General features: G+C 69.6%; 19 protein-coding genes. 9 read left to right on the top strand and 10 right to left on the bottom strand.

Translation table 11 applies throughout. From position 1 onward, the window contains the following. From Q8S40_RS10360 to Q8S40_RS10345, 4 genes are all read right to left on the bottom strand, one after another. Positions 1-561 (bottom strand): NAD(P)-dependent oxidoreductase (locus Q8S40_RS10360; protein WP_305670318.1); only part of this gene is annotated, 561 nt, incomplete at its 3' end. 110 nt (positions 562-671) lie between these two features. Then, positions 672-1,610: a lactate/malate family dehydrogenase gene (locus Q8S40_RS10355; RefSeq protein ID WP_305670317.1), complete on the bottom strand. Its 939-nt coding sequence runs from the start codon at positions 1,608-1,610 to the stop codon at positions 672-674. A gap of 1 nt (position 1,611) precedes the next feature. Beyond that, positions 1,612-3,093, bottom strand: coding sequence for a DASS family sodium-coupled anion symporter (locus Q8S40_RS10350; protein ID WP_305670316.1), 1,482 nt, complete (start codon positions 3,091-3,093; stop codon positions 1,612-1,614). Between the two features lie 227 nt (positions 3,094-3,320). Further along, complete coding sequence (locus Q8S40_RS10345) at positions 3,321-4,088, bottom strand: SDR family oxidoreductase (RefSeq protein ID WP_304807936.1); 768 nt, start codon at positions 4,086-4,088, stop codon at positions 3,321-3,323. Between the two features lie 46 nt (positions 4,089-4,134). Here Q8S40_RS10345 and Q8S40_RS10340 point away from each other — a divergent pair, with 46 nt between their 5' ends. Continuing rightward, entirely contained in the window at positions 4,135-5,082 is a 948-nt protein-coding gene (locus Q8S40_RS10340; protein WP_305670315.1) for a 2-hydroxyacid dehydrogenase, read from the top strand. A 50-nt stretch (positions 5,083-5,132) separates the two neighbouring features. On the opposite strand, the gene Q8S40_RS10335 is transcribed toward Q8S40_RS10340, so the two are convergent. Further along, complete coding sequence (locus tag Q8S40_RS10335; protein WP_305670314.1) at positions 5,133-5,567, bottom strand: OsmC family protein; 435 nt, start codon at positions 5,565-5,567, stop codon at positions 5,133-5,135. A gap of 139 nt (positions 5,568-5,706) precedes the next feature. Here Q8S40_RS10335 and Q8S40_RS10330 point away from each other — a divergent pair, with 139 nt between their 5' ends. Next, complete coding sequence (locus Q8S40_RS10330) at positions 5,707-6,381, top strand: RraA family protein (RefSeq protein WP_305670313.1); 675 nt, start codon at positions 5,707-5,709, stop codon at positions 6,379-6,381. Between the two features lie 25 nt (positions 6,382-6,406). Further along, the gene (locus tag Q8S40_RS10325; RefSeq protein WP_305670312.1) at positions 6,407-7,714 is read left to right on the top strand and encodes a Coenzyme F420 hydrogenase/dehydrogenase, beta subunit C-terminal domain; all 1,308 of its coding nucleotides are present in this window, start codon (positions 6,407-6,409) and stop codon (positions 7,712-7,714) included. Here Q8S40_RS10325 and Q8S40_RS10320 read toward each other — a convergent pair. Both Q8S40_RS10320 and Q8S40_RS10315 read right to left on the bottom strand, forming a co-directional pair. Beyond that, positions 7,674-7,913 (bottom strand): hypothetical protein, encoded by a 240-nt coding sequence (locus tag Q8S40_RS10320; RefSeq protein ID WP_305670311.1) that lies wholly within the window; start codon positions 7,911-7,913, stop codon positions 7,674-7,676. The two genes, Q8S40_RS10325 and Q8S40_RS10320, sit on opposite strands and share 41 nt — an antisense overlap. A 62-nt stretch (positions 7,914-7,975) precedes the next feature. Next, positions 7,976-10,555: a PAS domain-containing protein gene (locus tag Q8S40_RS10315; RefSeq protein WP_305670310.1), complete on the bottom strand. Its 2,580-nt coding sequence runs from the start codon at positions 10,553-10,555 to the stop codon at positions 7,976-7,978. A 309-nt stretch (positions 10,556-10,864) separates the two neighbouring features. Here Q8S40_RS10315 and Q8S40_RS10310 point away from each other — a divergent pair, with 309 nt between their 5' ends. From Q8S40_RS10310 to Q8S40_RS10295, 4 genes are read left to right on the top strand one after another with little or no spacing between them, the layout of a single operon-like run. Then, entirely contained in the window at positions 10,865-11,782 is a 918-nt protein-coding gene (locus tag Q8S40_RS10310) for an ABC transporter permease (RefSeq protein WP_305670309.1), read from the top strand. Next, a complete protein-coding gene (locus Q8S40_RS10305; protein ID WP_304807922.1) occupies positions 11,779-12,663 on the top strand; it encodes an ABC transporter permease in 885 nt (294 codons plus the stop codon). The genes Q8S40_RS10310 and Q8S40_RS10305 overlap by 4 nt, the downstream gene beginning before the upstream one ends. Beyond that, on the top strand, positions 12,660-13,619 hold the full coding sequence (locus tag Q8S40_RS10300) for an ABC transporter ATP-binding protein (RefSeq protein ID WP_305670308.1): 960 nt from the start codon (positions 12,660-12,662) through the stop codon (positions 13,617-13,619). The genes Q8S40_RS10305 and Q8S40_RS10300 overlap by 4 nt, the downstream gene beginning before the upstream one ends. Beyond that, a complete protein-coding gene (locus Q8S40_RS10295) occupies positions 13,616-14,566 on the top strand; it encodes an ABC transporter ATP-binding protein (protein WP_305670307.1) in 951 nt (316 codons plus the stop codon). The genes Q8S40_RS10300 and Q8S40_RS10295 overlap by 4 nt, the downstream gene beginning before the upstream one ends. A gap of 4 nt (positions 14,567-14,570) precedes the next feature. Here the strand turns inward: Q8S40_RS10295 and Q8S40_RS10290 are convergent, their stop codons facing one another. Both Q8S40_RS10290 and Q8S40_RS10285 read right to left on the bottom strand, forming a co-directional pair. After that, positions 14,571-16,112: an ABC transporter substrate-binding protein gene (locus Q8S40_RS10290; RefSeq protein ID WP_305670306.1), complete on the bottom strand. Its 1,542-nt coding sequence runs from the start codon at positions 16,110-16,112 to the stop codon at positions 14,571-14,573. Positions 16,113-16,186: 74 nt separating this feature from the next. Beyond that, positions 16,187-17,761: an ABC transporter substrate-binding protein gene (locus Q8S40_RS10285; protein WP_305670305.1), complete on the bottom strand. Its 1,575-nt coding sequence runs from the start codon at positions 17,759-17,761 to the stop codon at positions 16,187-16,189. 104 nt (positions 17,762-17,865) lie between these two features. Between Q8S40_RS10285 and Q8S40_RS10280 the strand changes: the two genes are divergently transcribed. Further along, complete coding sequence (locus tag Q8S40_RS10280; RefSeq protein WP_305670304.1) at positions 17,866-19,299, top strand: amidase; 1,434 nt, start codon at positions 17,866-17,868, stop codon at positions 19,297-19,299. Positions 19,300-19,306: 7 nt separating this feature from the next. Here Q8S40_RS10280 and Q8S40_RS10275 read toward each other — a convergent pair whose 3' ends face one another. Continuing rightward, on the bottom strand, positions 19,307-20,548 hold the full coding sequence (locus tag Q8S40_RS10275; RefSeq protein ID WP_305670303.1) for an aminotransferase class III-fold pyridoxal phosphate-dependent enzyme: 1,242 nt from the start codon (positions 20,546-20,548) through the stop codon (positions 19,307-19,309). A 122-nt stretch (positions 20,549-20,670) separates the two neighbouring features. Between Q8S40_RS10275 and Q8S40_RS10270 the strand changes: the two genes are divergently transcribed. After that, on the top strand, positions 20,671-22,137 hold the full coding sequence (locus Q8S40_RS10270) for an ABC transporter substrate-binding protein (protein WP_305670302.1): 1,467 nt from the start codon (positions 20,671-20,673) through the stop codon (positions 22,135-22,137). Positions 22,138-22,181 lie beyond the last annotated feature (44 nt).

Here is a 22,181-nt window from a genome sequence, read left to right as displayed (position 1 = left end):
GCGCCGCTCGAGCCCAGGCCGAGGAACGAGCCGCCAAGGCACGGGCCGCCGCGGCTGACGGCCACAAGCTACGTGGCCGTTAAACCCAAAGACCCCCACGCCGCCCTGGCCCGTGCCGAAGCCGACCACGCCGAGCGTGCGGCCGTGCAGTTCCATCATCTGCGCCTCGTAGCGCAACCGCCAATCCAGGCCGCGCACCGCGGCATCGGCCGGGATCACCTTGCGGGCGAGGGCCAGCACCAGCGCCATGGCGTGTTCGGCCACGGAACGGGCATTGGCGGTGGGGGTGAAGACGGTCGGGATGCCGAGTGCGGCGGCCGCCCCCAGGTCGATCTCATTGGTGCCGACGCCATGGTTGGCGATGACGCGCAGGCTCGGCGCCGCTCGCATCGCCGCCCCGTCCAGCCCGGCGCTGCGGGTGATGGCGGCGACGCAGCCGGGCAGTTCGCGCGCCACACTCGCCATGTCCGGCGCCGTGGCGAAACGTGGCGTGACGCCGCCCGCCCGCAGCGTTTCGAGACCCGCCGGGTGGATCGGCTGGATGATCAGGCACTCAGTCATCGGGCCACGATCCCGCGCAATGATGTGGCCTGACGACCAGGCTCACCGGCGGCGATACGTCACTGCGCGCGCCCCGGCAACCGGCCGGCGGCGCGGTCGCGCACAGCCTGTCACGCCAGCCCGGCGCGGATGGCCTCCTGCAGCAGCGCGGCGCTCTGGCGCAGCGCCTCCGTCTCCGCCGCATCCGTGTCCGGCAGCAAGGGATGCGAGGCACCGCGGGCGCCGAGCAGATGCGGCAGGGAGACACAGGTCTCGGTCACCCCCAGAAGTTCCTCCATGAAGGTGGAGACGCTGAAGACCGCCTGTTCGTCATTGACGATGCTGCGCGCAAGCCGGGCGATGGAGCCGGCGATCCCGAAATTGGAGACGCCCTTGCCTTCCTTGATCCGATAGGCGGAGGTGCGGACCTCGCTGGCCATCGCTGTTCGCATCTCGGCGGGCAGCGGGCGGCCGATCTGTTCGGCGAAGCGCAGCAGCGGCATGCCCGCCGCCTGCGCGCCGCTCCAGTGCAGCACCTCGGAATCGCCATGCTCGCCCAGCACATAGGCATGGACGGAGCCGGTGGCGATGCCGAGATAGCGCGCCAGGCGGTCGCGGAAGCGCGCCGAATCCAGCGCGCATCCGGTGCCGATCGCCCGCCCCGGCGGCACCCCGAAGCGCCGCACCGCCAGCGCCGGCATGACGTCGACGGGATTGGTCGCGAACAGCAGCACGGCGTCGGGCGCCACAGGCAGCACCTGCTCCAGCACGGCGCTGACCACCTTCACATTGGCGGCCAGCAGATCGAGCCGGGTCTGGCCCGGCTTCAGGCTGGCGCCCGCCGTGATGACCACGAGCTGCGCGCCCGCCAGATCGGCATAGTCGCCGGAGGCCACCTGCGCGGCCGGGCCGAAAGCCGCGGCATGGCTGATATCGGACGCCTCGGAAGCCGCCCGCGCCGCATCCTGGTCCAGCAGGATCAGCTCATCGACGCCGGAGGTCTGCGCCAGCAGAAAGCCGGAAGCGGCACCCACCTGGCCCGCGCCCACAATGCCCACCTTGCCGCGCATGTCAGAGCACTCCCATCATCGGCCAGATCGTGGCCGAGAGCAGCAGGATCAGCCCCAGCCCCGCGAGGGTCATCACCACGCCGACCTTGGCGAGTTGCATCGTGTTGAAGGCGCCGGTCCCGTAGCAGAGCATGTTCTGCGGCGCGTTGGTCGGCAGGATGAAGCCGAAAGAGACGACATAGGCCTGGATCATCACGATGCCGAAGATGGTCTGCGGCCCGAAGGGCAGGGTCTGCGCGAAGGCGATCATGATCGGGATCAGCGTGCTGGCCAGGCCCGTCGCCGAGGCGAAGCCCAGATGCAGGATGATGCTGAACAGCGACAGCGCGCCCACCACCGCCACGACGGAACGCGTCTCCAGCCCCAGCTGCCCGAGCGTGACGCTGGCCAGCCATGCGGCGGCACCGGTGCGCGCCAGCAGGATGCCGAGCGCAATGCCGGCCGCGAACAGCACGATGGTGCCCCAGGGCACCTGCTTCTCGGCCCCCGCCCAGGTCATGACGCCGAAGCGCGGCATCAGCAGCACCGCGATGCCGACCAGCGTGACCGTGGTGGTATCCAGTGGATGCAGCCAGCCCTCGGTGGACCAGGCCACCAGAAGCAGGCCGGCGACCAGCATCAGCCGCCATTCCGCCGGCGTTACCGGGCCGAGGCCCGCAACCTCCTTCGCCAGCCGCGCCTGCGCCTCCTCTGCCGGTGGCACCTGCGGGCGCAGCAGGAGCAGGGAGACGAAGAACAGCACGACGCTCATGGACAGCGTGAGCGGCAGAGCGGTGACGAACCATTCGCCCCAGGTCACCGTGCGCTCGAAGCTGGACTGCATGAAGTTCAGGCTGATCAGGTTCTGTGCCGCACCGGTCTTCACCGCGATGTTGAAGATGGAGCAGGCCTGCGCCGTCACGATCATCAGCGTGGCGCCCAGGCTGCTGGCCACGGGCAGGCCCAGCGCTACGGTCACGCCGATCATGATGGGAATGATGGCGCCGACACGGGCGGTGGCGGAGGGGATGAACAGCGCCAGCACGAAACCCACGATCATGGCGCCCAAGGTGAGCCGGGCGGCCGAAATGCCGACGCGGCTCATCACCAGCAGCGCCACGCGGCGATCCAGACCGGTGATGCGCAGCGCGACGGCCAGGAACAGCGCACCCGCCACGAGAATGACGGCGGAGGAGGAAAAGCCCGCCAGCATCACCGACAGCGCCTCGACCGAGCGCATCGGCGCGCCGCCCGCCTGCAGGGGCTTGCCCATGAGGCCCAGCACGGCACCGCCGATCAGCAGCACGGCGCTGGCGGCGGGCGAGACGCATTCGCTGATCCACAGGATGACCACCAGCGCCAGCAGCCCCAGCGCCACCTGCCCCGAGGCCGAGAGGCCATCCGGCGTCGGCAGCAGCAGAATGGAAATATACGTGCCGATGGCGAGGGCGAGGAAGGCAAGTTTTCGATTTGAGGAAGGTTCGGCTGGGGAGATGAAAGGCATCAGGCGCAGTCCTTGCAGTCGCCCGGACAATCGGCTGGGCGCTGCGCCTTGGTCCTTCTGCGCTGGCGGAGCAAGCGCGGAACGATGACTTCGCTGTTTTTCAATAAATTATTGTGCCGGGACGCTTAATAAGCCGGATGTCTCGGCACAATATTTGGATCTTGATGCCGGATTTTCCCGCTTTCTTGGAAGGCCCGCGGATCGTGACCGGCCCGCGGGAATTTGCCTCACACCACCGCCGTCATCCCGCCATCCACATACAGCAGGTGCCCATTGACGAAGTCCGAGGCGCGGGAGGCCAGGAACACCGTCGCCCCCACCAACTCCTCCACCTTGCCCCAGCGCCCAGCCGGCACGCGCTGGCACAGCCATTCGGTGAACTTCGCATCATCCACCAGCGGCTTGGTGAGGTCGGTGGCGAAATAGCCCGGCGCCACGGCGTTCACCTGGATGCCGCCCTTGGCCCATTCGGCACACAGCGTGCGCGTCATCATCCGCACCGCGCCCTTGCTGGTCGCATAGGGAGAGATGGTGGCGCGGCCCAGTTCGGACTGCACGCTGGCGATGTTGATGATCTTGCCATGGCCGCGTTCCAGCATGCGCTTGGCGACCGCCTGGGCCATGAAGAACACCGCCTCCACATTGGTGGACATCACTTCCCGGAAGGTTTCGGGCGTGACGGAAACGGCCGGGAAGCGGCGGTTGATGCCGGCATTGTTCACCAGCACCTCGATCGGGCCGAGGCGCGTCTCGATCTCGGCGATGGCGGCGTCCAGCGCATGCGGGTCGGTCACGTCGAACCCGGCCTCGGTGACGTCCAGCCCCTCCGCCGCCAGGGTGCGCGTGGCATCCGCCAGCACCTTGGGGTCGCGGCCATTCAGCACCACGCTGGCCCCAGCCTGGCCCAGCCCGCGCGCCAGGGCGAAGCCGATGCCGCGGCTGGAGCCGGTGATCAGCACCCGGCGCCCCTTCAGGTCGAACAGCCCTTGCGTCATTCTCGTCTCCTGCCCTTCATGCGGGGCGAAAATGCGGGGAAACGCGATGTCGGACAAGCCGGGGCTGCTGGTGGTGGGCGAATTGCCCGATTGGGACTACGCCGCATTGGAGCAGCGCTTCACCCTCCACCATTACTGGCAGGCCACGGACAAGGCCGCCCTGCTGGCAGCCGGGCGGGACAGCATCGTCGCCATCTGCACCAAGGGCGAGATCGGCGCCGACGCGGCGCTGATGGATGCGCTGCCGGGCACGAAAATCATCGCCTGCTACGGCGTCGGCGTCGATGCCATCGACCTCGAGGCGGCACGCGCCCGCGGCATCCGGGTGACCAACACGCCGGATGTGCTGACCGAGGAAGTGGCCGACATGGCCATGATGCTGATGCTGGCCGCCGCGCGGAATTTGCGCCTCGGCGAGGCCTGGGTGCGCGATGGGTCCTGGCAGGCGAAGGGCGCCATGCCGCTGACCACGCGGGTCTGGGGCAAGCGGCTCGGCATCGTCGGGCTTGGGCGCATCGGCAAGGCCATCGCAACACGCGCGGCCGCCTTCGGCATGTCCATCAGCTATTCCGGCCGCAGCCCGCAGCCGGGGCTGCCCTACACCCACTTCGCCACGCCGGCGGCGCTCGCCCCGCATGTGGATGTGTTCTGCGTCTCCGCCGCCGGGGGTGCCGCCACCCGCGGCCTGGTGGACCGCGCGGCGATCGCGGCGCTGAAGCCGGGGGTGGTGTTCGTCAACGTCTCCCGCGGCACCGTGGTGGATGAGGCGGCGCTGCTGGCGGCGCTGCGGGATGGGCGGATCGGCGCCGCCGGGCTCGACGTATTCCTGAACGAGCCGGCGATCGACCCGGAATTCCTGACCTTCCCCCACGTGGTGCTGCAGCCGCATGCGGCCAGCGGCACGGTGGAGACGCGCAAGGATATGGGCCGGCTGATGCGGGAGAATCTGGAAGCGCAGCTCGATGGCCGCCCGCTTCTGACCGCCCTGGTCTGAAGCCCTCCCCCTGCTGAGGGGGGAGGGTTGGGTGGGGGCTTGCGGCCTTGTTACCCCTCCAGCGTCGCGTCCAGCGTGATCTCGGCATTCAGCACCTTGGAGACGGGGCAATTCGCCTTGGCCGTCTCCGCCAGCTTGCGGAAGGTCGCCTCGTCGCAGCCCGGAATGCTGGCCTTCAGCGTCAGCGCGACGCGGGCGATCTTCCAGCCGCCCTCCACCTGGTCCATCTCGACCTTGGCCGAGGTGTCCATCCTGGTCGCCTTGAGCTCCGCCCCGGCCAGCTGGAAGGCCAGCGCCATGGTGAAGCAGCCGGCATGGGCGGCGGCGATCAGTTCCTCCGGATTGGTGCCGGGGCCTTCGGCGAAGCGGGTGTTGAAGCCGTAGGGCGCCTGTTTCAGCACGCCGGACTGGGTGGAGACGTGGCCGGTGCCGTCCTTGCCGCCGCCTTCCCAATGGGCGGAACCGCTGCGTGAAATGCTGGCCATGGTGGCTCTCCTTCTGTTGCCGCAGCGGCAGATGGGGCGCCACCGCCCGCATCCCGCATGACAAAGCCGCGCGCGCCCACCTTGCCGCCGCCGCGCCCCACCTGTAGGCGATGAAAAAGTCCTGCCTGGAGAGACGCCCATGCCCGTCGGTTTCCGCATCCTGCCGCGCACCCGCGCCGTGGCCCCCGCGCTGGTCGAGCGCTTCCGCAAGCTGCCCGTCGCCAATGTCTCCGACAGCATGTCCCGCATCTTCGCCGCCGGCCCGCGCCTGCGCCCGATGCACCAGGGCGGCGTGATGGCCGGCCCGGCCTTCACCGTGCGCTGCCGCCCCGGCGACAATCTGATGGTCCACAAGGCGATCGACATGGCCGAGGCCGGCGACGTGGTGGTGGTGGATGCCGGTGGCGACCTGACCAATGCGATCATCGGCGAGCTGATGCTGGCGCAGATGGTGCGCCGCAAGCTGGGCGGCATCGTCATCAATGGCGCGATCCGCGACAGCGGCGCGCTGGCGAAGCAGCCCTTCCCGGTCTACGCCGCCGGCATCACCCATCGCGGCCCCTACAAGGACGGCCCGGGCGAGATCAACGTTGCCATCGGCTTCGAGGGGCTGGTGATCGCGCCGGGCGACATGATCCTGGGCGACGAGGACGGCTTCGTTTCCATCCCCTATGCCGACGCCGAGACGGTGTGTGTGGCCACGGAGGCGAAGCACGCCGCCGAGGGCAAGCAGATGGCGGAGATCGAGGCCGGCACGATCGACCGCGCCTGGGTGGATGCCACGCTCCGCAAGCTGGGCTGCGAGGGCGTCTGAGCCCGGCGCCGGCGGCACCCCGTCCATGACATCCGCGGCGGTGCAGGTGCCGGCGCTCGGCCCTGCGGCGCCGCGCGGGCTGTGCACGGATTGCGGTGTCTCCCGCATGGCGGATGCCAAGGCCTGCGGGCGGGCCTGCCAGTTCATCCAGCCCGACTATGCCCGGCTCGAGACGCAGGTGCATGGCCGGGCGCGCGACCCATCCCGGCCGGATGAGCTGCATTTCGGCCCGCACCGCCAGATGCTGCGGGCGCGCCTCGCCGCTCCCCGCCCCGGCGCACAATGGACCGGCATCACCACGCGCCTTGCCGAGAAGCTGCTGGAGGTGGGCGCGGTGGATGCCGTGCTGACCATGGCGCCGGACCCCGATGACAAATGGCGCCCGGTGCCGGTGCTGGTGACGAAGCCGGAGGGCATGGCGCAGTGCCGCGGCATGCGGATGGGCTACGCGCCGCTGCTGGCGCTGCTGGAACCGGCGCGCGCCGCCGGCCACAAGCGGCTCGCCATCATCGGCATCCCCTGCCAGGTCTATGCGCTGCGGGCGCTGGAGGCGGAGCTGGGGCTGGAGCGCCTGTTCGTGATCGGCACGCCATGCTCCGACAACACGACGACGGAGAATTTCCACCAGTTCCTGGCGCTGCTGGACGCGGATCCGGACAGCATCACCTATCTGGAATTCCGCGCGGATTATCATGTGGAGCTGCGCTTCGCGGATGGCCGGGTGCGGGAAATTCCCTTCCTGCAATTGCCGATCAGCCAGCTGCCCGGCGATTTCTTCCCCCTCACCTGCCGCACCTGCGTCGACTACACCAATGTGCTGGCCGACATCACCGTGGGCTACATGGCCGGCGAGGGCGACCAGTGGCTACTGGTGCGAAACCAGCGCGGGGCGGAGTTGCTGGCCCTGCTCGGCGATGAGGTGATCACCACCACGCCCGGCAGTGCCGGCAAGCGCGCCGGCGCCGTGCGCGGCTTCCTGGCCAATACCGAACGGGCGGCGGGCGGGTTGCCGCTGCGGCGCATGCCAGATTTTCTGCGCGGCATCGTCGGCTGGCTGATGCCGCGCATCGGGCCGCGCGGCCTGGAATTCGCCCGCGCCAGGGTGGAGATGAAGGCGGTGGAAACCGTGCTGCATCTGCGCCGCCAACTCCCGGCGCGGCTCAAGAACATGGTTCCGCCGCATGTCTGGGCGCTGGTCGCGCCCTACGGCTTGCGGCCCGGCGCAGACGAGGCAGTCAGCCAGCCTGCCGGACCCCGACCTGGCACGCCCTCAACCGGCACGCCCCTGCCTGTCAGGCAACCGCCGGCGGCATCTGCGGACCGGGCGGGCTGATGCCAGGCACTTCCGGGTACTGGCCCGGATAGGGCAGGTCCGGTCCAGGCGTCGGTGTGGAGGGCGGCAGATCCGGCGCCGGCCCGGGCATGGTGTCCGGCTCCAGTGGCGGAAGCTCTCTCTCCGGCGCTGGCGGGTTCACGGGGGGCAGGCCGGGCAGTTCCGGCGGCGGCGGCTTCGGCTCGGAGGAGTGGGTCATGGCGCATCAACGCGACAGGCCGCCCACCGTTCAATCGAGTCTGCCGATCAGAGGCGTGAGGCTCAGTCGCGGGTCCTCAGTCGCTGCTCGAGATCCGGCAACAGGGCGCGGGACAGCGGCACCCGCATCTCGCAATCCAGCCCCCCGCCGCGCCAATGCAGCACGATGCGCCCGCCCAGCTGGCCGGCAATGGTCGCCTCCAACACCCGGGACCCGAAGCCGAGCCGCTGCGGCGGGGCGGCAACCGGCGGGCCGCCGCGCTCCAGCCAGCGCAGGACAAGCTGGCGCGGCACATCGTCCCGGCCCGGCGCGCCGCGGGCATCCAGCCGCCAGGACAGGTCGATGCGGCCTTCGCTGACGGACAAGGCGCCATGCTTGGTCGCATTCGTCGCCAGCTCATGCAGCGCCATCGCCAGGGCCTGCGCCGCGGTGGGTGCGATCATCACGGACGGGCCCGAGGCGGTGACGCGGCCTTCGCCCTCCGGCGTCAGGAAGGGCGCCATCTCCCCGGCCACCAGGTCATGCAGCGCCACCCCGTCCCAGCGCCCTTCCGCCAGCAGGGTATGCGCGCGGGCCAATGCGGCAACGCGGCCGAGCACGGCGGTGGCGAAGGCCTCCGCGTCATCCTTCGGCGTCATCCGCACCGCGGCCTGCACGACGGCCAGCGCGTTCTTCGCCCGGTGGTCCAACTCCCGCATCAGCAGGGTCTGGCGTTCCTCCGTCGCCCGCTGCTCCGTCACATCCAGCGCGACGCCCCGCAGCCGCAGCGCGCGGCCGGTGGCCGGGTCGCGCACCAGCTCGCCCCGCGCCGACATCCAGCGCACCGCACTCTCACCGGCGCGGTGGAACCGGAACTCGATGGACCAGGGAACCGCCCCGCTGGTCAGGACCTGGCGCAGTTCGGCATCCACGCGCGGCCGGTCCGCCGGGTGGATCGCCGCGCGCCACAGATCGAGGTCCGCGCCCGCCGCGGGGTTCGTGCCGAACAGGCGATGGCAGCTTGCCGACCAGTGGACGGCGCCGCTGACCACATCCCACTCCCAGGTACCAACCCCGCCGGCATCCTGCGCCAGGCGCAGCCTTTCCTCGCTCTGGCGCAGCGCCGTCTCCGCGCTGCGGCGCTGGATCTCGGCCTGGCGCCGCCCCTCCAGGTCCCGCGCCGCCACGGTCACGCCGCCGCCTTCGGCGGGGTGGACGTTCACTTCGAACCAGCGTCCGGCCAGCGGCGACCTGGCGCAGAAATGCGCCTCCACCCGGTCCGTGAGCGCGGCGGAGATCACCTGCCAGCTCAGGCTGCCATGCACGGCGGGAAACAGGCCCGGGAAGAGCTGGCCGAGCACCTCCTCCGCCCGCATGCCCCACATCTCCAGCGCGCGCCGGCTGGCGAAGCGGATGTGGGCCTGGCTGTCGAGCGCGTAGAGCATGTCGCCCAGGCTCTCCAGCACTTCCCGCGCCCGCTGCACCGATTCGGCCAGCGCCGCCTCGGCCAGCTTCAGCTCCGTCACATCCACATGCGCGCCCAGCATCCGCAGCGCCTGGCCGGCCGGGCCGCGTTCGATCTCGGCCCGCGCCGCAATCCAGCGCACGCCGCCGCCCGGGGTGAGGATGCGGTATTCCTGCGCGTAGTCCGTGGCGCCCGATTCATCCGAGACGGCGTCCAGATAGCGGCGTTCGGCGCGCACCCGGTCCTCCGGATGCAGCCGGGCGACCCAATCCTGGTGCAGTTCCTTCGCCGAGCGCGGCTCCAGCCCCTGCAGGTCCATGTATTCGGCAGAGCGATGGTTCTGGCCGGTCCGCAGGTCGATCTCGAAGCCGCCGACGCGGCCGATCTGCTGCACGCGGCGCAGACGTTGTTCGCTCAGCCGCAGCCGGGCTTCCGCGTGGCGGCGCTGCAAGGCGGGCCAGATGCGACCCGTCGCCTCCCGCACCAGGGCTTCCTCGGCCATGCTCCAGTGACGCGGTGCGGCGTTGTTCAGATGCAGCATCGCAACAAGCTCGCCCCGCTTCAGCACGGGCACCGTCAGGCCGCCGCCATCCTCGCCGAGGCCGAGACTGGCACCAGCCCGCAGCGCCGCCAGCTGGTCCGCGCCGCAATCCTGCAAGGGGTGCACGCCGACGGCGCTCGGCAGGCTGCCGTCGGTCCAGTCGGCCAGGATGCGGCAGGTGGCGGTCGCGGCATCCACCTCGGCAAAGGCGCAGCGCCCGGCGCCGAGGTGGCGGCCGAGATGCGTGGCGGCGGTCCGCACCACGGCCTCCGGCGAGTCCAGATCCCGCAGGGCGGCTTCGAGGTCGAGCAGGAAGGCACTGCGGCGTTCGGTCTGCACCGCGCAGGTGGTCTCGACGGCGGTCAGCAGCACGCCGGCGAGGGCACCTGCCCCGTCGCGCGCCGGCAGGACGGCCAGGCTGAAGAAGGCCGGCCCGCCCTGCCCCGGAAAGGCCAGGGTCTGCGGTGCCATCGGCTGGCCGGCAAGTGCCGCCCGCACCAGCGCCGCGACGCCACCCCCATCGGGCCACAGCGCGGCGCAGCGCCGGCCCTGTGCGGGCGCGCCTTGCGGCAGCAGGGGCAGGAACGCCGCATTGTGCAGGCAGATCAGGTCCGGCCCCCACAGAAGCGCCGCGGGCGCTGCGCTGTCGCGCACCATCGCGGCCAGCATGCGGGGCGCTACGGGCCGGCGGCTGTCTCCGGCGGAATCGCCACCCGGGCTAGGCAGAGGCGCGTGACCAGGCATTTTTGCTCGTCGGTCTCCATTGTCCTGCCACCAGGCCGCCCGCGACCTGGTGCAATCCCGGGGCTTATTCAGGCTAGCGGATTCGGCGCGGCATGCCGCGTCACGAAGACTGAGATATGGGCGGATTTCGGTCCGGCGCCCCAATTCCGCGCGATCTCCGATGCGCGGCGGCGGAACAGCGCGCTTGCCACCTCACGCAACGCGTGACTAGGCTTCCAACCGATGGTCCGTTTTCTCCTGCGCCGGTTCACCGTCGCGATCCTTGTGGCCCTGACGGTGCTGACGCTGAGCTTCCTGCTCACGCGGCTTTCGGGCGACCTCGCCATCTCCATCGCCGGGCCGAATGCAACGCAGCAGGATGTCGAGCTGATCCGTCAGGCCTATGGCCTCAACCGGCCATTGGCACAGCAGTATCTCGACTGGCTGCTGCGCGCCGTGCAGGGCGATTTCGGTGAGAGCTTCTTCTTCAAGGATCGTGTCGCCAACCTGATCGCGCATCGCCTGCCGATCACGCTGACGCTCGGGCTGGTCGGGCTGGCGCTGGCGCTGGTGGTGGCGCTGCCGCTCGGCATCATCGCCGCGGTGCGGGAAGGCAGCTATGTCGATCGCGGCGTGATGCTGGTGGCGCTGATCGGCCAGGCGATGCCGTCCTTCTGGCTGGGCCTGATCCTGATGGTGGTGCTGGGGCTGAACCTCGGCTGGCTGCCGATCTCGGGCACGGGCGGGTGGGAGTACTACGTCATGCCCGGCATCGTGCTGTCCTTCTCCGCCATCCCTTCGCTGATGCGCCTGACGCGCAGCGGGATGATCGAGGCGCTGTCCTCGGACTACATCCGCACGGCGCGCGCCAAGGGACTTTCGCGGCTGTCCATCCTGGTGAAGCACGGGTTTCGCAATGCGGCGATCCCGGTGGTGTCCATCGCGGCGGTGCAGCTGGGTTTCATGCTCGGCGGCTCCATCGTCATCGAGACGGTCTTCGCCATGCATGGCGTCGGCTACCTGGCGTGGGAGAGCATCAGCAAGAACGACTTCCCCGTGGTGCAGGCGGTGATCCTGGTGCTGGCGCTGATCTACATCGCGCTGACGCTGCTGGCGGATTTGCTGAACGCCGTGCTCGACCCGCGGCTCCGTACATCATGAGCGGCCCGGCCTTGCCTGGCCTGGTCGTGCCGGGCACCGGCGCCACGCGGCGGCTGCTGCGGAACGCCACCTTCGTGACGGGCGCGCTGATCGTCGGCTTCGCGCTGGTGATGGCGATCCTTGCCCCGCTGATCGCGCCCTATGATCCCTATGCCATCGACCTCGGCCGCCGGCTGGTGCCGCCCGCCTGGATGGAGGGCGGCACGCCGGCCAACTGGCTCGGCACGGATCAGCTCGGGCGGGATTATCTGTCCCGGCTGATCTATGGCGCGCGGATTTCGCTGATCATCGGCGTCGCCACTGTCATCACCTCCGGCCTGATCGGCACCACGCTCGGGGTACTTGGCGGCTTCTATGGCGGGCGCATCGATGATGTCGTGATGTTCCTGATCACGGCGCGGCTTTCGATTCCCGTGGTGCTGGTGGCACTCGCTGTGGCGGGGCTGCTGGGCACCAGTTTCACGCTGGTGATCCTGGTGCTCGGCCTGTTGCTGTGGGACCGCTTCGCGGTGGTCGCACGCTCCACCACCATGCAGTTGCGGACGCTGGATTATGTCAGCGCCGCCTGGTGCGCCGGCTCGTCGCACGCCAGCGTGCTGCTGCGCGAAATCCTGCCGAACATCGCGACCCACCTGGCGGTGGTGGCGACGCTGGAAATGGCGCTGGCCATTCTGCTGGAGGCGGCCCTGTCCTTCCTCGGCCTCGGCGTCCCGGCACCCCTGCCCTCCTGGGGCCTGATGATCTCGGAGGCGAAGGAATACATGTTCTTCACCCCCTGGGTGATCCTGGTGCCCGGCATCGCGCTGTTCGTGCTGGTCTTCGGCGTGAACCTGTTGGGCGATGCGCTGCGCGACATGCTCGGCACGGATTTGTCGCGTTGAGCGCGCTACTCGAGGTGCAGGATCTGCGCGTGACCTTCGGCGGCACGGCGGCGGTGCGCGGTGCCTCCATGGCGGTGGCGAAGGGGGAGACGCATTGCCTGGTCGGCGAAAGCGGCTGCGGCAAATCCGTCACCTCGCTCGCCATCATGGGGCTGCTGGCGCGCGGCGGGAAGCGGGAGGCCTCGGCACTGCGCTTCGCGGGGCAGGAGATCGGCGGCTTCAACGAACGCGAGATGTCCCGCCTGCGTGGCGACCGCATGGCGATGATCTTTCAGGAACCGATGACCAGCCTGAATCCCGCCTATACGGTGGGCAGCCAGATGACGGAGGTGCTGCGCCGGCACCGGGGCGCCACGCGCGCGCAGGCGGTGGACCGCGCGGCGGAACTGCTCGGCCGCGTCGGTATCACGGCGCCAGGACTGCGGCTCGGGCAATTTCCGCACCAGCTTTCAGGCGGCCTGCGGCAGCGCGTGATGATCGCCATGGCGCTGATGTGCGACCCCGAATTGCTGATCGCGGATGAGCCCACCACGGCGCTGGACGTGACCGTGCAGGCGCAGATCCTGCGGCTGCTGGCCGGGCTGCAACGCGACCTCGGCCTCGGCATCCTGCTGATCACGCATGACCTCGGCGTGGTGGCGCGCATCGCGGACCGCGTTTCCGTCATGTATGCGGGCGAAGTGGTGGAGAGCGCGCCGACGGCGGAGTTGTTCGGAAACCCGCGCCATCCCTATACGCGCGGCCTGCTGGCCTGCGTGCCGGTGCCGGGCAAGGTGAAGCGCGGCGATCGGCTGGGCAGCATCCCCGGCGTGGTGCCGCGCATCCCGCCCGGCTTCGCAGGCTGCGCCTTCCGCGACCGCTGCAACCACGCTCACGCGGCATGCACCGGGCCGATCCCGCGCAAGCAGGCCGGGCCGGGGCATGAGGTGCTGTGCACGCTGGATCTCGCCGCATGACGCCGGCGATCGAGGTCCGCGACCTGCGCCGCATCTTCAATGTGCGCCAGGGCCTGTTCGCGCCGCCGCGCCAGGTGCGGGCGGTGGACGGTGTATCCTTTGCCGTGCCGCCGGGCAGCGTGCTCGGCGTGGTCGGCGAAAGCGGCTGCGGCAAATCGACACTGGCGCGCATGATCCTCGGCCTGCTGCCGCCAACCTCCGGCGAGGTGCTGGTGGATGGCCAGCGCCTGTCGAATATGGACCGCAAGGCGCGCGCGCGGCTGATCCAGCCGGTGTTCCAGGACCCCTTCTCCTCGCTCAACCCGCGCCGCCGGGTGCAGGACATCGTCGCGATGCCGCTGGTGGCGCAGGGCGATATCGACCGCGCGACCGTGGCGCGACGGGTGGGCGAGGCGCTGGAGCGCGTCGGGCTTTCCGCCGAACAGGGCGGGCGCTTCCCCTCCCAGCTTTCCGGCGGGCAGCGCCAGCGCGTGGCGATCGCCCGCGCGCTGGTCCTGCGGCCGCGCATCGTCATCTGCGACGAGCCGACCAGCGCGCTGGATGTTTCCGTGCAGGCGCAGATCCTGAACCTGCTGGATGAGCTGCGCCGCGACCTCGGCCTGACCTACCTGTTCATCAGCCACAACCTTGCCGTGGTGGAACACGTCGCGAGCGAGGTCGCCGTGATGTATCTCGGCCGCATCGTGGAGCGCCAGGAATCGGAGGCGCTGTTCCACAACCCGCGCCACCCCTACACGCAGGCGCTGCTCGCCAGCGTGCTGACGCCGGAGCCGGGCCTCGGCGTGCCGGATGTGGGGCTCGGCGACATCATGCCGGACCCGGCCAATGTGCCGCCCGGCTGCCGCTTCCATCCGCGCTGCCCGAAGGTCTTCGCGCCCTGCGCCACACAGGCGCCGAGGCCCACCGCATTCGCGGCGGGCCTCGTGGAATGTCACCTGGAAGGGTGACGCCTCACTTCCACTTCGCCAGATAGAAGCGCGGCAGCTCGTCCGGGAACGCCTTGAAGTCGAGCTGGCGGGCGAAGGCGTAGGTGTTGACGTAGGTGTGCAGCGGCACCCAGTACGCCTGCTCCGTGATCCGCTTGATGGCGGCGGAATAGGCGGCGTTGCGCACCGCCTCATCGGCGCTTGATCCACCCTCCACCAGCAGGCGTTGCAGCTCCGGGTCGCGGGCGTAGTCGTCGTTGGTGTCGCCGAAGAAGTTGGGCAGGATGGCGGAGACGTCGTTGATCGAATAGCTGCCCCAGCTGCCCATCGACATCGCCAACTCGCCACGCCAGGCGCGCTGGATCTGGGCTGCCACCTGCAACAGGTTCAGCCGCGCGCGGATGCCGACGGCCTGCAGGTAGCTCTGCACCGCCTCGGACCACTGGCGCGGCTGGACGTAGCTGGTCAGCTCGATGTCGAAGCCGTTCGGGAAGCCGGCCTCGGCGAGAAGCTGCTTCGCCTTTTCCGGATTGTAGTCGTACTGCACCGCAGCATCGGCGTTGCAGCCGAACTGGCTGGGGTAGCAGGGCGCCACCGGAACCCGGGACCCGCCGGTGACCAGGCGTTCCGCAATGGTCTGCCGGTCGATCGCGTGCCAGACGGCCTGGCGCACCTTCAGGTTCTTCATCGGCGTATCGCCGCTGCGGCCGGCGGCATCCAGGCTGAGATAGCCGATCCGCATGGATTCCTGCCGCAGGGTCTGCAGGAAGGGGATGCGGTTGACGTTGGGCACCTGGTCCGGATTCATGTTCCAGATCCAGTCGACGCGCTGCGCCAGCAGCTCCGTCAGTTCCGTCGCGGCATCCGTCACGAAGCGCACAGTGATGCGGCGGATGGCCGGCTTGCCCTTCGGGCCGCCCTCATAATAATCGTCGAAGCGCTCATATTCCACGCCGGTGGCGACATCGAACTTCGTGATCTTGTAGGGGCCGGCGCCCATCGGCGCGCGGCTGTAGCCCTCCACGCCGACACGTTCCCGATACGCCTGCGGCCAGATCGGCGTGACGAGCGCCAGATAGTCCAGCGCCGCCGGTGTCGGCCGCTTCAGATGGATGCGCAGCTTGAAGTCGCCATCCGCCTCGGCGCGTTCGATCCAGGCGTAGTTGCTCGGCGTCGCGACGCGGGTTTCCGGGTTGGAGACGGTGTTGAGCGTGTAGACGGCATCCTTCGCGGTGAAGGGGCTGCCATCATGGAACTTCACGCCCTGGCGCAGCGTGAACTCCAGCAGCAAGGGGTTCACCCAGTTCCACTCGGTCGCCATTGCCGGCACCACGCGGAAGGTTTCCGGGTCCCGGTGCACCAGCCCGTCCCAGGCCTGGTGGCCAAGGATCAGCCCGGTGCGCTGGCTGTTGAAATAGGGGTCGATGTTCGGCACCGCATCGCGGAACACCAGGCGCAGCGTATCCTGCGCCCGCTGCGCCTGCGCCTCGCCTCCGATCAGCCCTGGAATGGCAAGCCCGCCTGCCGCGGCAAGGCCTTTGCCGAGCGTCCTGCGTCCGATGGTCATCTCATTGCTCTCCCGTTTGAACACAGCGGAGCGTAGGAACCACGCGCCCCCCATGGCAAGCGGAGAGAGTGCGCTCAGGCCTTCTCGACGTTCCAGAAGATCGGGAAGGAGGATTCCATCAAGCCGGTGAGCGAGGTGCGATAGGCCGCCGGGATGGTGAACTGCCCCCACATGACGGAGGGGGTCAGCTCATAGGACAGGCGCTGGATTTCCTCGGTCAGGCGCCGGCGCTCCGCCGGGGTTTCGGCATTCGCGAATTCCTGCGTCAGCCGGGGAATGCGTTCGTCGCAGGACCAGCCGGGGAAGTCCGCGCAGGTGCTGGCGATATAGAAATGGGTCAGCGGCGTGATCATGTCGACGCCGTTCGAATAGACGGCGAACATGCTCCACCCATCGCGCCGTGCGCGGCGCGCGAGCACGGTGCCCCAATCCATCTGCTGCTCGTCCACCGTGAAGCCGGCCTGCTTCATGTTCTGCACCAGCACCATCGCCGCGGTCTGGGAGATGGAGCCGGCCACCTGCAGGAACTGCACCGGCTGGCCGGCATAGGCGGTCTTCGCCAGCTCCGCCCGCGCTTCCGCGATGGAGAATTTCGCAGCCTCCGCACCGGCATCGGTGCTGTAGGGCGCGTCGCACATCCAGAAGCTGGTGCATTGCGGCGCGCGAAACCGCTCCGGCACGCCGATCGCCTGCAACACCATGTTCTGGTCCACCAGCTTCCACAGCACGCGGCGCACGGCGGGATCGTCGAAGGGGGGTGCTGCATGGTTCAGGCGGAAATTGCCCTGGAACTGATGCAGCCCGCCGAGCGAGAGCAGCCGCACATCGCGGGAACGTTCAAGGCGCGGAATCCAATCGAAGGGCACGTATTGCTGGTAGTCGATCTCATTCGCCAGCAGCGCCGTGGCACCCGTCGCCTGGTCCGGCATGACGCGCAGCGACAGGCTGTCCACCTTCACCACCTTGCCGCCGGAGAGGAAATCCGGCGCCTCGCTGCGCGGCACGTAGTCCGGGAATTTCTCCAGCACCATGTAGTTGCCGGGGCGCCACTGGTCCGGGCGGAAGCGGAAGGGGCCGGAGCCGATGATCTCCGTGATGCGCGTATCGCCCGGGGTCCGCGCCAGGCGTTCGGGCAGGATGAAGGGCACCGGCGCATTCGGCTTGCCGAGCACATCCAGAACCAGCGGGAAGGGTCGCTTCAGCACCAGCTCGAAGCCGAGCGTGCCCTTGGCGGTCAGGCTCTCATGCGCGTCCCGCAACATGCGCCCCAGCGCATCCTTCGGCATCCAGCGTTGCAGCGACAGCACCACGTCGGTTGAGGTGACCGGCGAGCCATCATGGAACTTCATCCCCGGGCGCAGGGTGAAATTCCAGGTCAGCCGATCGGCGGAGGTGGTGTGGCTTTCCACCATCTGCGGCTGGATGCGGCCCTGGCCATCCATCGCATAGAGCGTGTCGAAGATGTGGAAGCCGAAGGTCCGCGTGATCGCGGCCGTGGTCATGTAGGGGTCGAGGATGACCACCTCCGACTCCAGCACCAGGTTCATCTGCCTGGCGGCGCGCGCCTCGGGTGGGCGGATCAGCCCGGAGGCGGCGAGCGCGGTGCCGCCCGCCATCAGGCCACGACGCCCGATCTGGATTTGGGACATGCCTCGATTTCCTCTTCCCCAGGCGGGGTTGGCCCCTCGCCGTTCGATATATCCTATGCCAGCATGACCCCCTGGAAGCGGTCTGCGCAAGAAGGAAACGGGCGATGGACGACACGGATCTGCTGTTCATGCCGGCAACCAGGGCGGCCGCGCTGATCCGCCGCCGCCGGCTTTCGCCGGTGGAGCTGACACAAGCCGTGCTGGCGGCGATCGACCGTCAACAGCCGCGGCTGAACTGCTTCGTCACGGTGCTGCACGACCAGGCGATGGAAAGTGCGCGGCGGGCCGAACAGGCGGTGATGGATGGCGCCGCATTGGGGCCGCTGCACGGCGTGCCGCTGCACATCAAGGACCAGGTCGATACCGCCGATGTGCTGACGACGCACGGCTCCGCCATCTTCGCCAGCAACGTGCCGGTGCGCGACGACGCCACGGCGGCGCGGCTGAAGGCGGCGGGCGGCATCCTGCTCGGCAAGACCACCATGCCGGAATTCGGCCATAAGGGCCTGACGGATGGCCCGAGCTTCGGCACCACGCGCAACCCGTGGGATCTGTCGCGCACCACCGGCGGGTCCTCCGGCGGCGCGGCGGCGGCGGTCGCGGCGGGGCTGGGGCCGCTCGGGCTGGGCACGGATGGCGCCGGGTCCGTGCGAATTCCGGCCGCCTGCTGCGGCATTGTCGGGCTGAAGGCGACGCTCGGCACGGTGCCGTGGGAAGCCTCGGCCGATACCTTCGCGAATAATGTCTACGCGGGGCCGATGACGCGCACGGTCAGCGATGCGGCGGTGATGTTCTCCGTCATCGCCGGACCCAGCGAGCGCGACGCGCAGAGCCTGCGCGGGCCGGGTATCGCGCCGCTGCCGCCGGGGCTGATCGGCGGCGACCTGCACGGGCTGCGCGTCGGCTACATCGCGCGTGCCTGCAATGCCAAGGTGCAGGCGGAGATGGCGGAGAACACGCTGGCCAGCCTCGATGCGCTGGCCACCCGCGGCGCCTTCGTCGAGGAAGTGACGGATGCGATCGACTGGATGGAGCTGCCCGGCCGCATCATGTACCAGGCCGGCTTCTTCGTGAGTTGCACGCCGCATCTGGCGCAATGGCACAACCAGATGGACCCGGTGCTGCTGGCCTTCATGGAGCGCGGCTCGGGCTTCTCCCTCACCCAGTTCCGCGAGGCGCAATTCGCCCGCACCCAGCTGTTCCGCACCATCCAGGGCCTGTTCCAGCGTTACGACGTGCTGGTGACGCCGACGCTGACGCGCACCGCTTTGCCCGCCGATTTCGACGCCGCCGATGGCCAGATCGAGATCGAGGGCGAAATGTGCGGCATCACCCGCCAGGGCTGGTCCAGCTACATGTACCCCTTCAACCTGACCGGCCACCCGGCGGTGACCATCCCCTCCGGCTTTGCCAAGGACGGCCTGCCGACGGCGGTGCAGCTTGTCGGGTCCTGGGGTGCGGATATGAGCCTGCTGCGCCTCGGCGCGATCCTGGAACAGGACCGCCCCTGGGCGCAGCACCGCCCGCCTTCAGCTTAGGCCGCCTTCAGCCCAGGATGCGCGCCAAGGCGGCGAAGCCCTGCTCCGCGGCTTCCAACCCACGATCCACCGCGGCCGCGTCATGCGCGCAGTTCAGGAACATGTTGTGGCGCGGGTGGAAATAGGCGCCCGCCGCCAGCGCCGCCGAACAGAAGGCCTCGCCGAGCCGGAAATCCATGTCGCCGTCGAATTGCAACAGCGGCATTTGCGGCGGGCCGGATTGGATGATGGCCAGGCCGTGCCGTTCCGCACCCGCCGCCAGCCCGTCCCGCAACCGCTGGCCCATCTCGCGCATGCGGGCCGGGCCGTCGATGCGCTGCAATTCCTCCAGCGTTGCCAGCGCCGCGGCCATCGGCACGGCGCCGCACCAGAAGGACCCGGTGGTGAAGACCTCGGTCGCCGCGCGGCGCAGCCATTCGGCGCCGGTCACGGCGGCCAGAGGGTGGCCATTGGCGATCGCCTTGCTGTAGGCGGCGAGGTCCGGCCGGACGCCCACCGTCTCCCACGATCCGCCGAGATGCAGCCGGAAGCCGGCCCGCACATCATCCAGGATCAGCGCCGCGCCGGTCTCGTCGCAGATGGCACGCAGCGCGCGGGCGAAGGCGGGGTCGGGCAGGTCCAGGGTGCGGGACATGTCGTGCCGGAAGGCGGTGACCAGGATGCCGGCCAGGTCGTCCTTCGCCGCCTCCGCCGCGTCCTGCACGGAGGCCACGTCGTTGTAGTCATAGAACACCAGATGCGCGCGATCCTCCGCCGTGACGCCAGCCGTGGAGGGAGAGCACCAGGGCACCGCGCCGTGATAGGACCCGCGCGCCACCAGCACCTTGCGCTTCCGCGTCGCCGCCCGGGCGATGGTGACGCAGGCGGTGGTCGCATCCGTGCCGTTCTTCGCCAGAAGGCACCATTCGGCATGTGGGATGGTAGCGACCAGGCGCTCCGCCAGTTCCACCAGCACCGGCGCCGGGCCGTTCATGCAATCCCCCAGTTGCGCTTGCCGCCGCGCCGCTTCCTCCACCACCGGGTCATGGTGGCCGAGCACGATTGGGCCCCAGGAGGACATGAAGTCCACCACCTCCCGCCCATCCACATCCCATAGCCGGCAGCCCTCGGCGCGGCTGTAATATTGCGGGTAGCCGGCGGGCAGGCGCGCGGCGTTGAGGTGGCCCCAGAGGCCGCCGGGGATCACCCGCCCGGCACGCTCGCGCAGCGCCGCGTCGCGGCTGAGATTGGCGGGGTAGGAATCAGGCATCCGGCGCTCCATCGGCTCGGGATCGATATATCATATGGTGACACCGGGCGAAAACGATTCAAGGATGCGCTTGCAGAAACGGAGACCATGGCATGCGACCACTCCTCGCCGCCCTACTTGGCTTGACGCTGGCCCTCCCTGCCGGGGCGCAGACGCTGCGCATCGGCATTGCCTCGGACCCCGATGTGCTGGACCCGACGCTGTCGCGCAGCGTGGCGGCGCGGCAGGTGTTCATGGCGATGTGCGACAAGCTGATCGAGGTGGATGAGCAGGGCGCGCTGGTGCCGCAGCTCGCCACCGAATGGGAATGGCAGGAAGCCGGCCGCGCGCTGCTGCTGACGCTGCGCCCCGGCGTCACCTTCCATGACGGCGTGGCGCTGGATGCCGCGGCCGCGGTCGCCGGGCTGAACCGCCACATCAACGCATCCGGCTCCACCCGCCGCGGCGAACTCGGACCCGTGACGGCGGTGGAGGAAGCGGGGCCGATGCAGATCCGCATCCGCCTGTCGGAGCCCTTCGCCCCACTGCTCGCCGCGCTGTCGGACCGCGCCGGCATGCTGGTCTCGCCGCGCCAGGCGGAGGTGCTGGGCGCCGATTTCCAGCGCGAGCCCGCCTGCGCCGGCCCCTATCGCCTGACGCGCCGCGTGCCGCAGGACCGGATCGAGCTGGAGCGTTTCCCCGGCTACTGGAACGCTGGCGCGCTGCATTTCGACCGGGTGGTGTACCGGCCGATCCCCGATACCACCGTGCGGGCGGCGAACCTGCGGTCCGGCACGCTGGACGTGATCGAGCGGGTGAACCCCTCCGACGTCACCACGCTGCGGCGCGACGCCCGCGTGAAGCTGCTGGACGGGCCGTCGCTGGCTTCCGTCTATCTCGCCGTCAATGTCGCTCATGGTGATCGCGCCCGGAACCCGCTCGGCCAGGATGCGCGGGTGCGGGAGGCGCTGGAGCTCGCCATCGACCGCAACGCGCTGAACCAGGTGGCTTTCGAGGGGCTGTACCGCCCCGGCAACCAATCCACCCCGCCCGGCCACCCGCACCACATCGCGGCCCTGCCGGTGCCGGGCCGCGACCTGGCCCGGGCGCGCGCGCTGCTGCGAGAGGCCGGGCAGGAACGGGTGCGGGTGAAATTCTCCGTCCCCAACACCACCGAATACGTCCAGGCGGCGGAGGTGATCCAGGCCATGGCGGCTGAGGCCGGCATCGCGCTGGAGATCCAGGTGATCGAAGTGGCGACCCTGCTGCGCGCCTGGACCGCCGGGGATTTCGAGGTGCTGATCATCGCCTGGTCCGGCCGCACCGATGTGGACGGAAATCTCTGGGGCTTCAACGCCTGTGGCCAGAGCCTGAATGGCGGCCGCTATTGCAGCGAGCAGGCCGATGCGGCGCTGCGCGCCGGCCGCACCAGCGTGGAGCCCGCGGCACGGCTGGCCGCCTATGGCACCGCGATGGAAATCCTGCTGCGCGACCGCCCCTATATCTATCTGTGGCACCCGCAGAGCTTCTTCGGCACCACCGCCGCGGTGAGCGGTCTGCGCCTGATCCCGGACGGTCTGATCCGCATCCAGGGCCTGCGCGCGAACTGAGCCGGCAAAAGCCCTCTCCCCCCACAACGGGAAGAGGGCGCCAC

This window comes from Falsiroseomonas sp., from assembly GCF_030695085.1.
Lineage (GTDB): Bacteria > Pseudomonadota > Alphaproteobacteria > Acetobacterales > Acetobacteraceae > Falsiroseomonas.
Note: the sequence above shows the minus strand (reverse complement) of the source record. Positions and strands in the feature narration are given on the sequence as shown.

Bases quoted from the DNA above. Each gene is read 5' to 3' on its own strand.
- Q8S40_RS10355 (WP_305670317.1), bottom strand. From the start codon at position 1,610: ATGCGCGGCAAGGTGGGCATTGTGGGCGCGGGCCAGGTGGGTGCCGCT.
- Q8S40_RS10350 (WP_305670316.1), bottom strand. From the start codon at position 3,093: ATGCCTTTCATCTCCCCAGCCGAACCTTCCTCAAATCGAAAACTTGCC.
- Q8S40_RS10345 (WP_304807936.1), bottom strand. From the start codon at position 4,088: ATGACGCAAGGGCTGTTCGACCTGAAGGGGCGCCGGGTGCTGATCACC.
- Q8S40_RS10340 (WP_305670315.1), top strand. From the start codon at position 4,135: ATGTCGGACAAGCCGGGGCTGCTGGTGGTGGGCGAATTGCCCGATTGG.
- Q8S40_RS10335 (WP_305670314.1), bottom strand. From the start codon at position 5,567: ATGGCCAGCATTTCACGCAGCGGTTCCGCCCATTGGGAAGGCGGCGGC.
- Q8S40_RS10330 (WP_305670313.1), top strand. From the start codon at position 5,707: ATGCCCGTCGGTTTCCGCATCCTGCCGCGCACCCGCGCCGTGGCCCCC.
- Q8S40_RS10325 (WP_305670312.1), top strand. From the start codon at position 6,407: ATGACATCCGCGGCGGTGCAGGTGCCGGCGCTCGGCCCTGCGGCGCCG.
- Q8S40_RS10320 (WP_305670311.1), bottom strand. From the start codon at position 7,913: ATGACCCACTCCTCCGAGCCGAAGCCGCCGCCGCCGGAACTGCCCGGC.
- Q8S40_RS10315 (WP_305670310.1), bottom strand. From the start codon at position 10,555: ATGGTGCGCGACAGCGCAGCGCCCGCGGCGCTTCTGTGGGGGCCGGAC.
- Q8S40_RS10310 (WP_305670309.1), top strand. From the start codon at position 10,865: ATGGTCCGTTTTCTCCTGCGCCGGTTCACCGTCGCGATCCTTGTGGCC.
- Q8S40_RS10305 (WP_304807922.1), top strand. From the start codon at position 11,779: ATGAGCGGCCCGGCCTTGCCTGGCCTGGTCGTGCCGGGCACCGGCGCC.
- Q8S40_RS10295 (WP_305670307.1), top strand. From the start codon at position 13,616: ATGACGCCGGCGATCGAGGTCCGCGACCTGCGCCGCATCTTCAATGTG.
- Q8S40_RS10290 (WP_305670306.1), bottom strand. From the start codon at position 16,112: ATGACCATCGGACGCAGGACGCTCGGCAAAGGCCTTGCCGCGGCAGGC.
- Q8S40_RS10285 (WP_305670305.1), bottom strand. From the start codon at position 17,761: ATGTCCCAAATCCAGATCGGGCGTCGTGGCCTGATGGCGGGCGGCACC.
- Q8S40_RS10280 (WP_305670304.1), top strand. From the start codon at position 17,866: ATGGACGACACGGATCTGCTGTTCATGCCGGCAACCAGGGCGGCCGCG.
- Q8S40_RS10275 (WP_305670303.1), bottom strand. From the start codon at position 20,548: ATGCCTGATTCCTACCCCGCCAATCTCAGCCGCGACGCGGCGCTGCGC.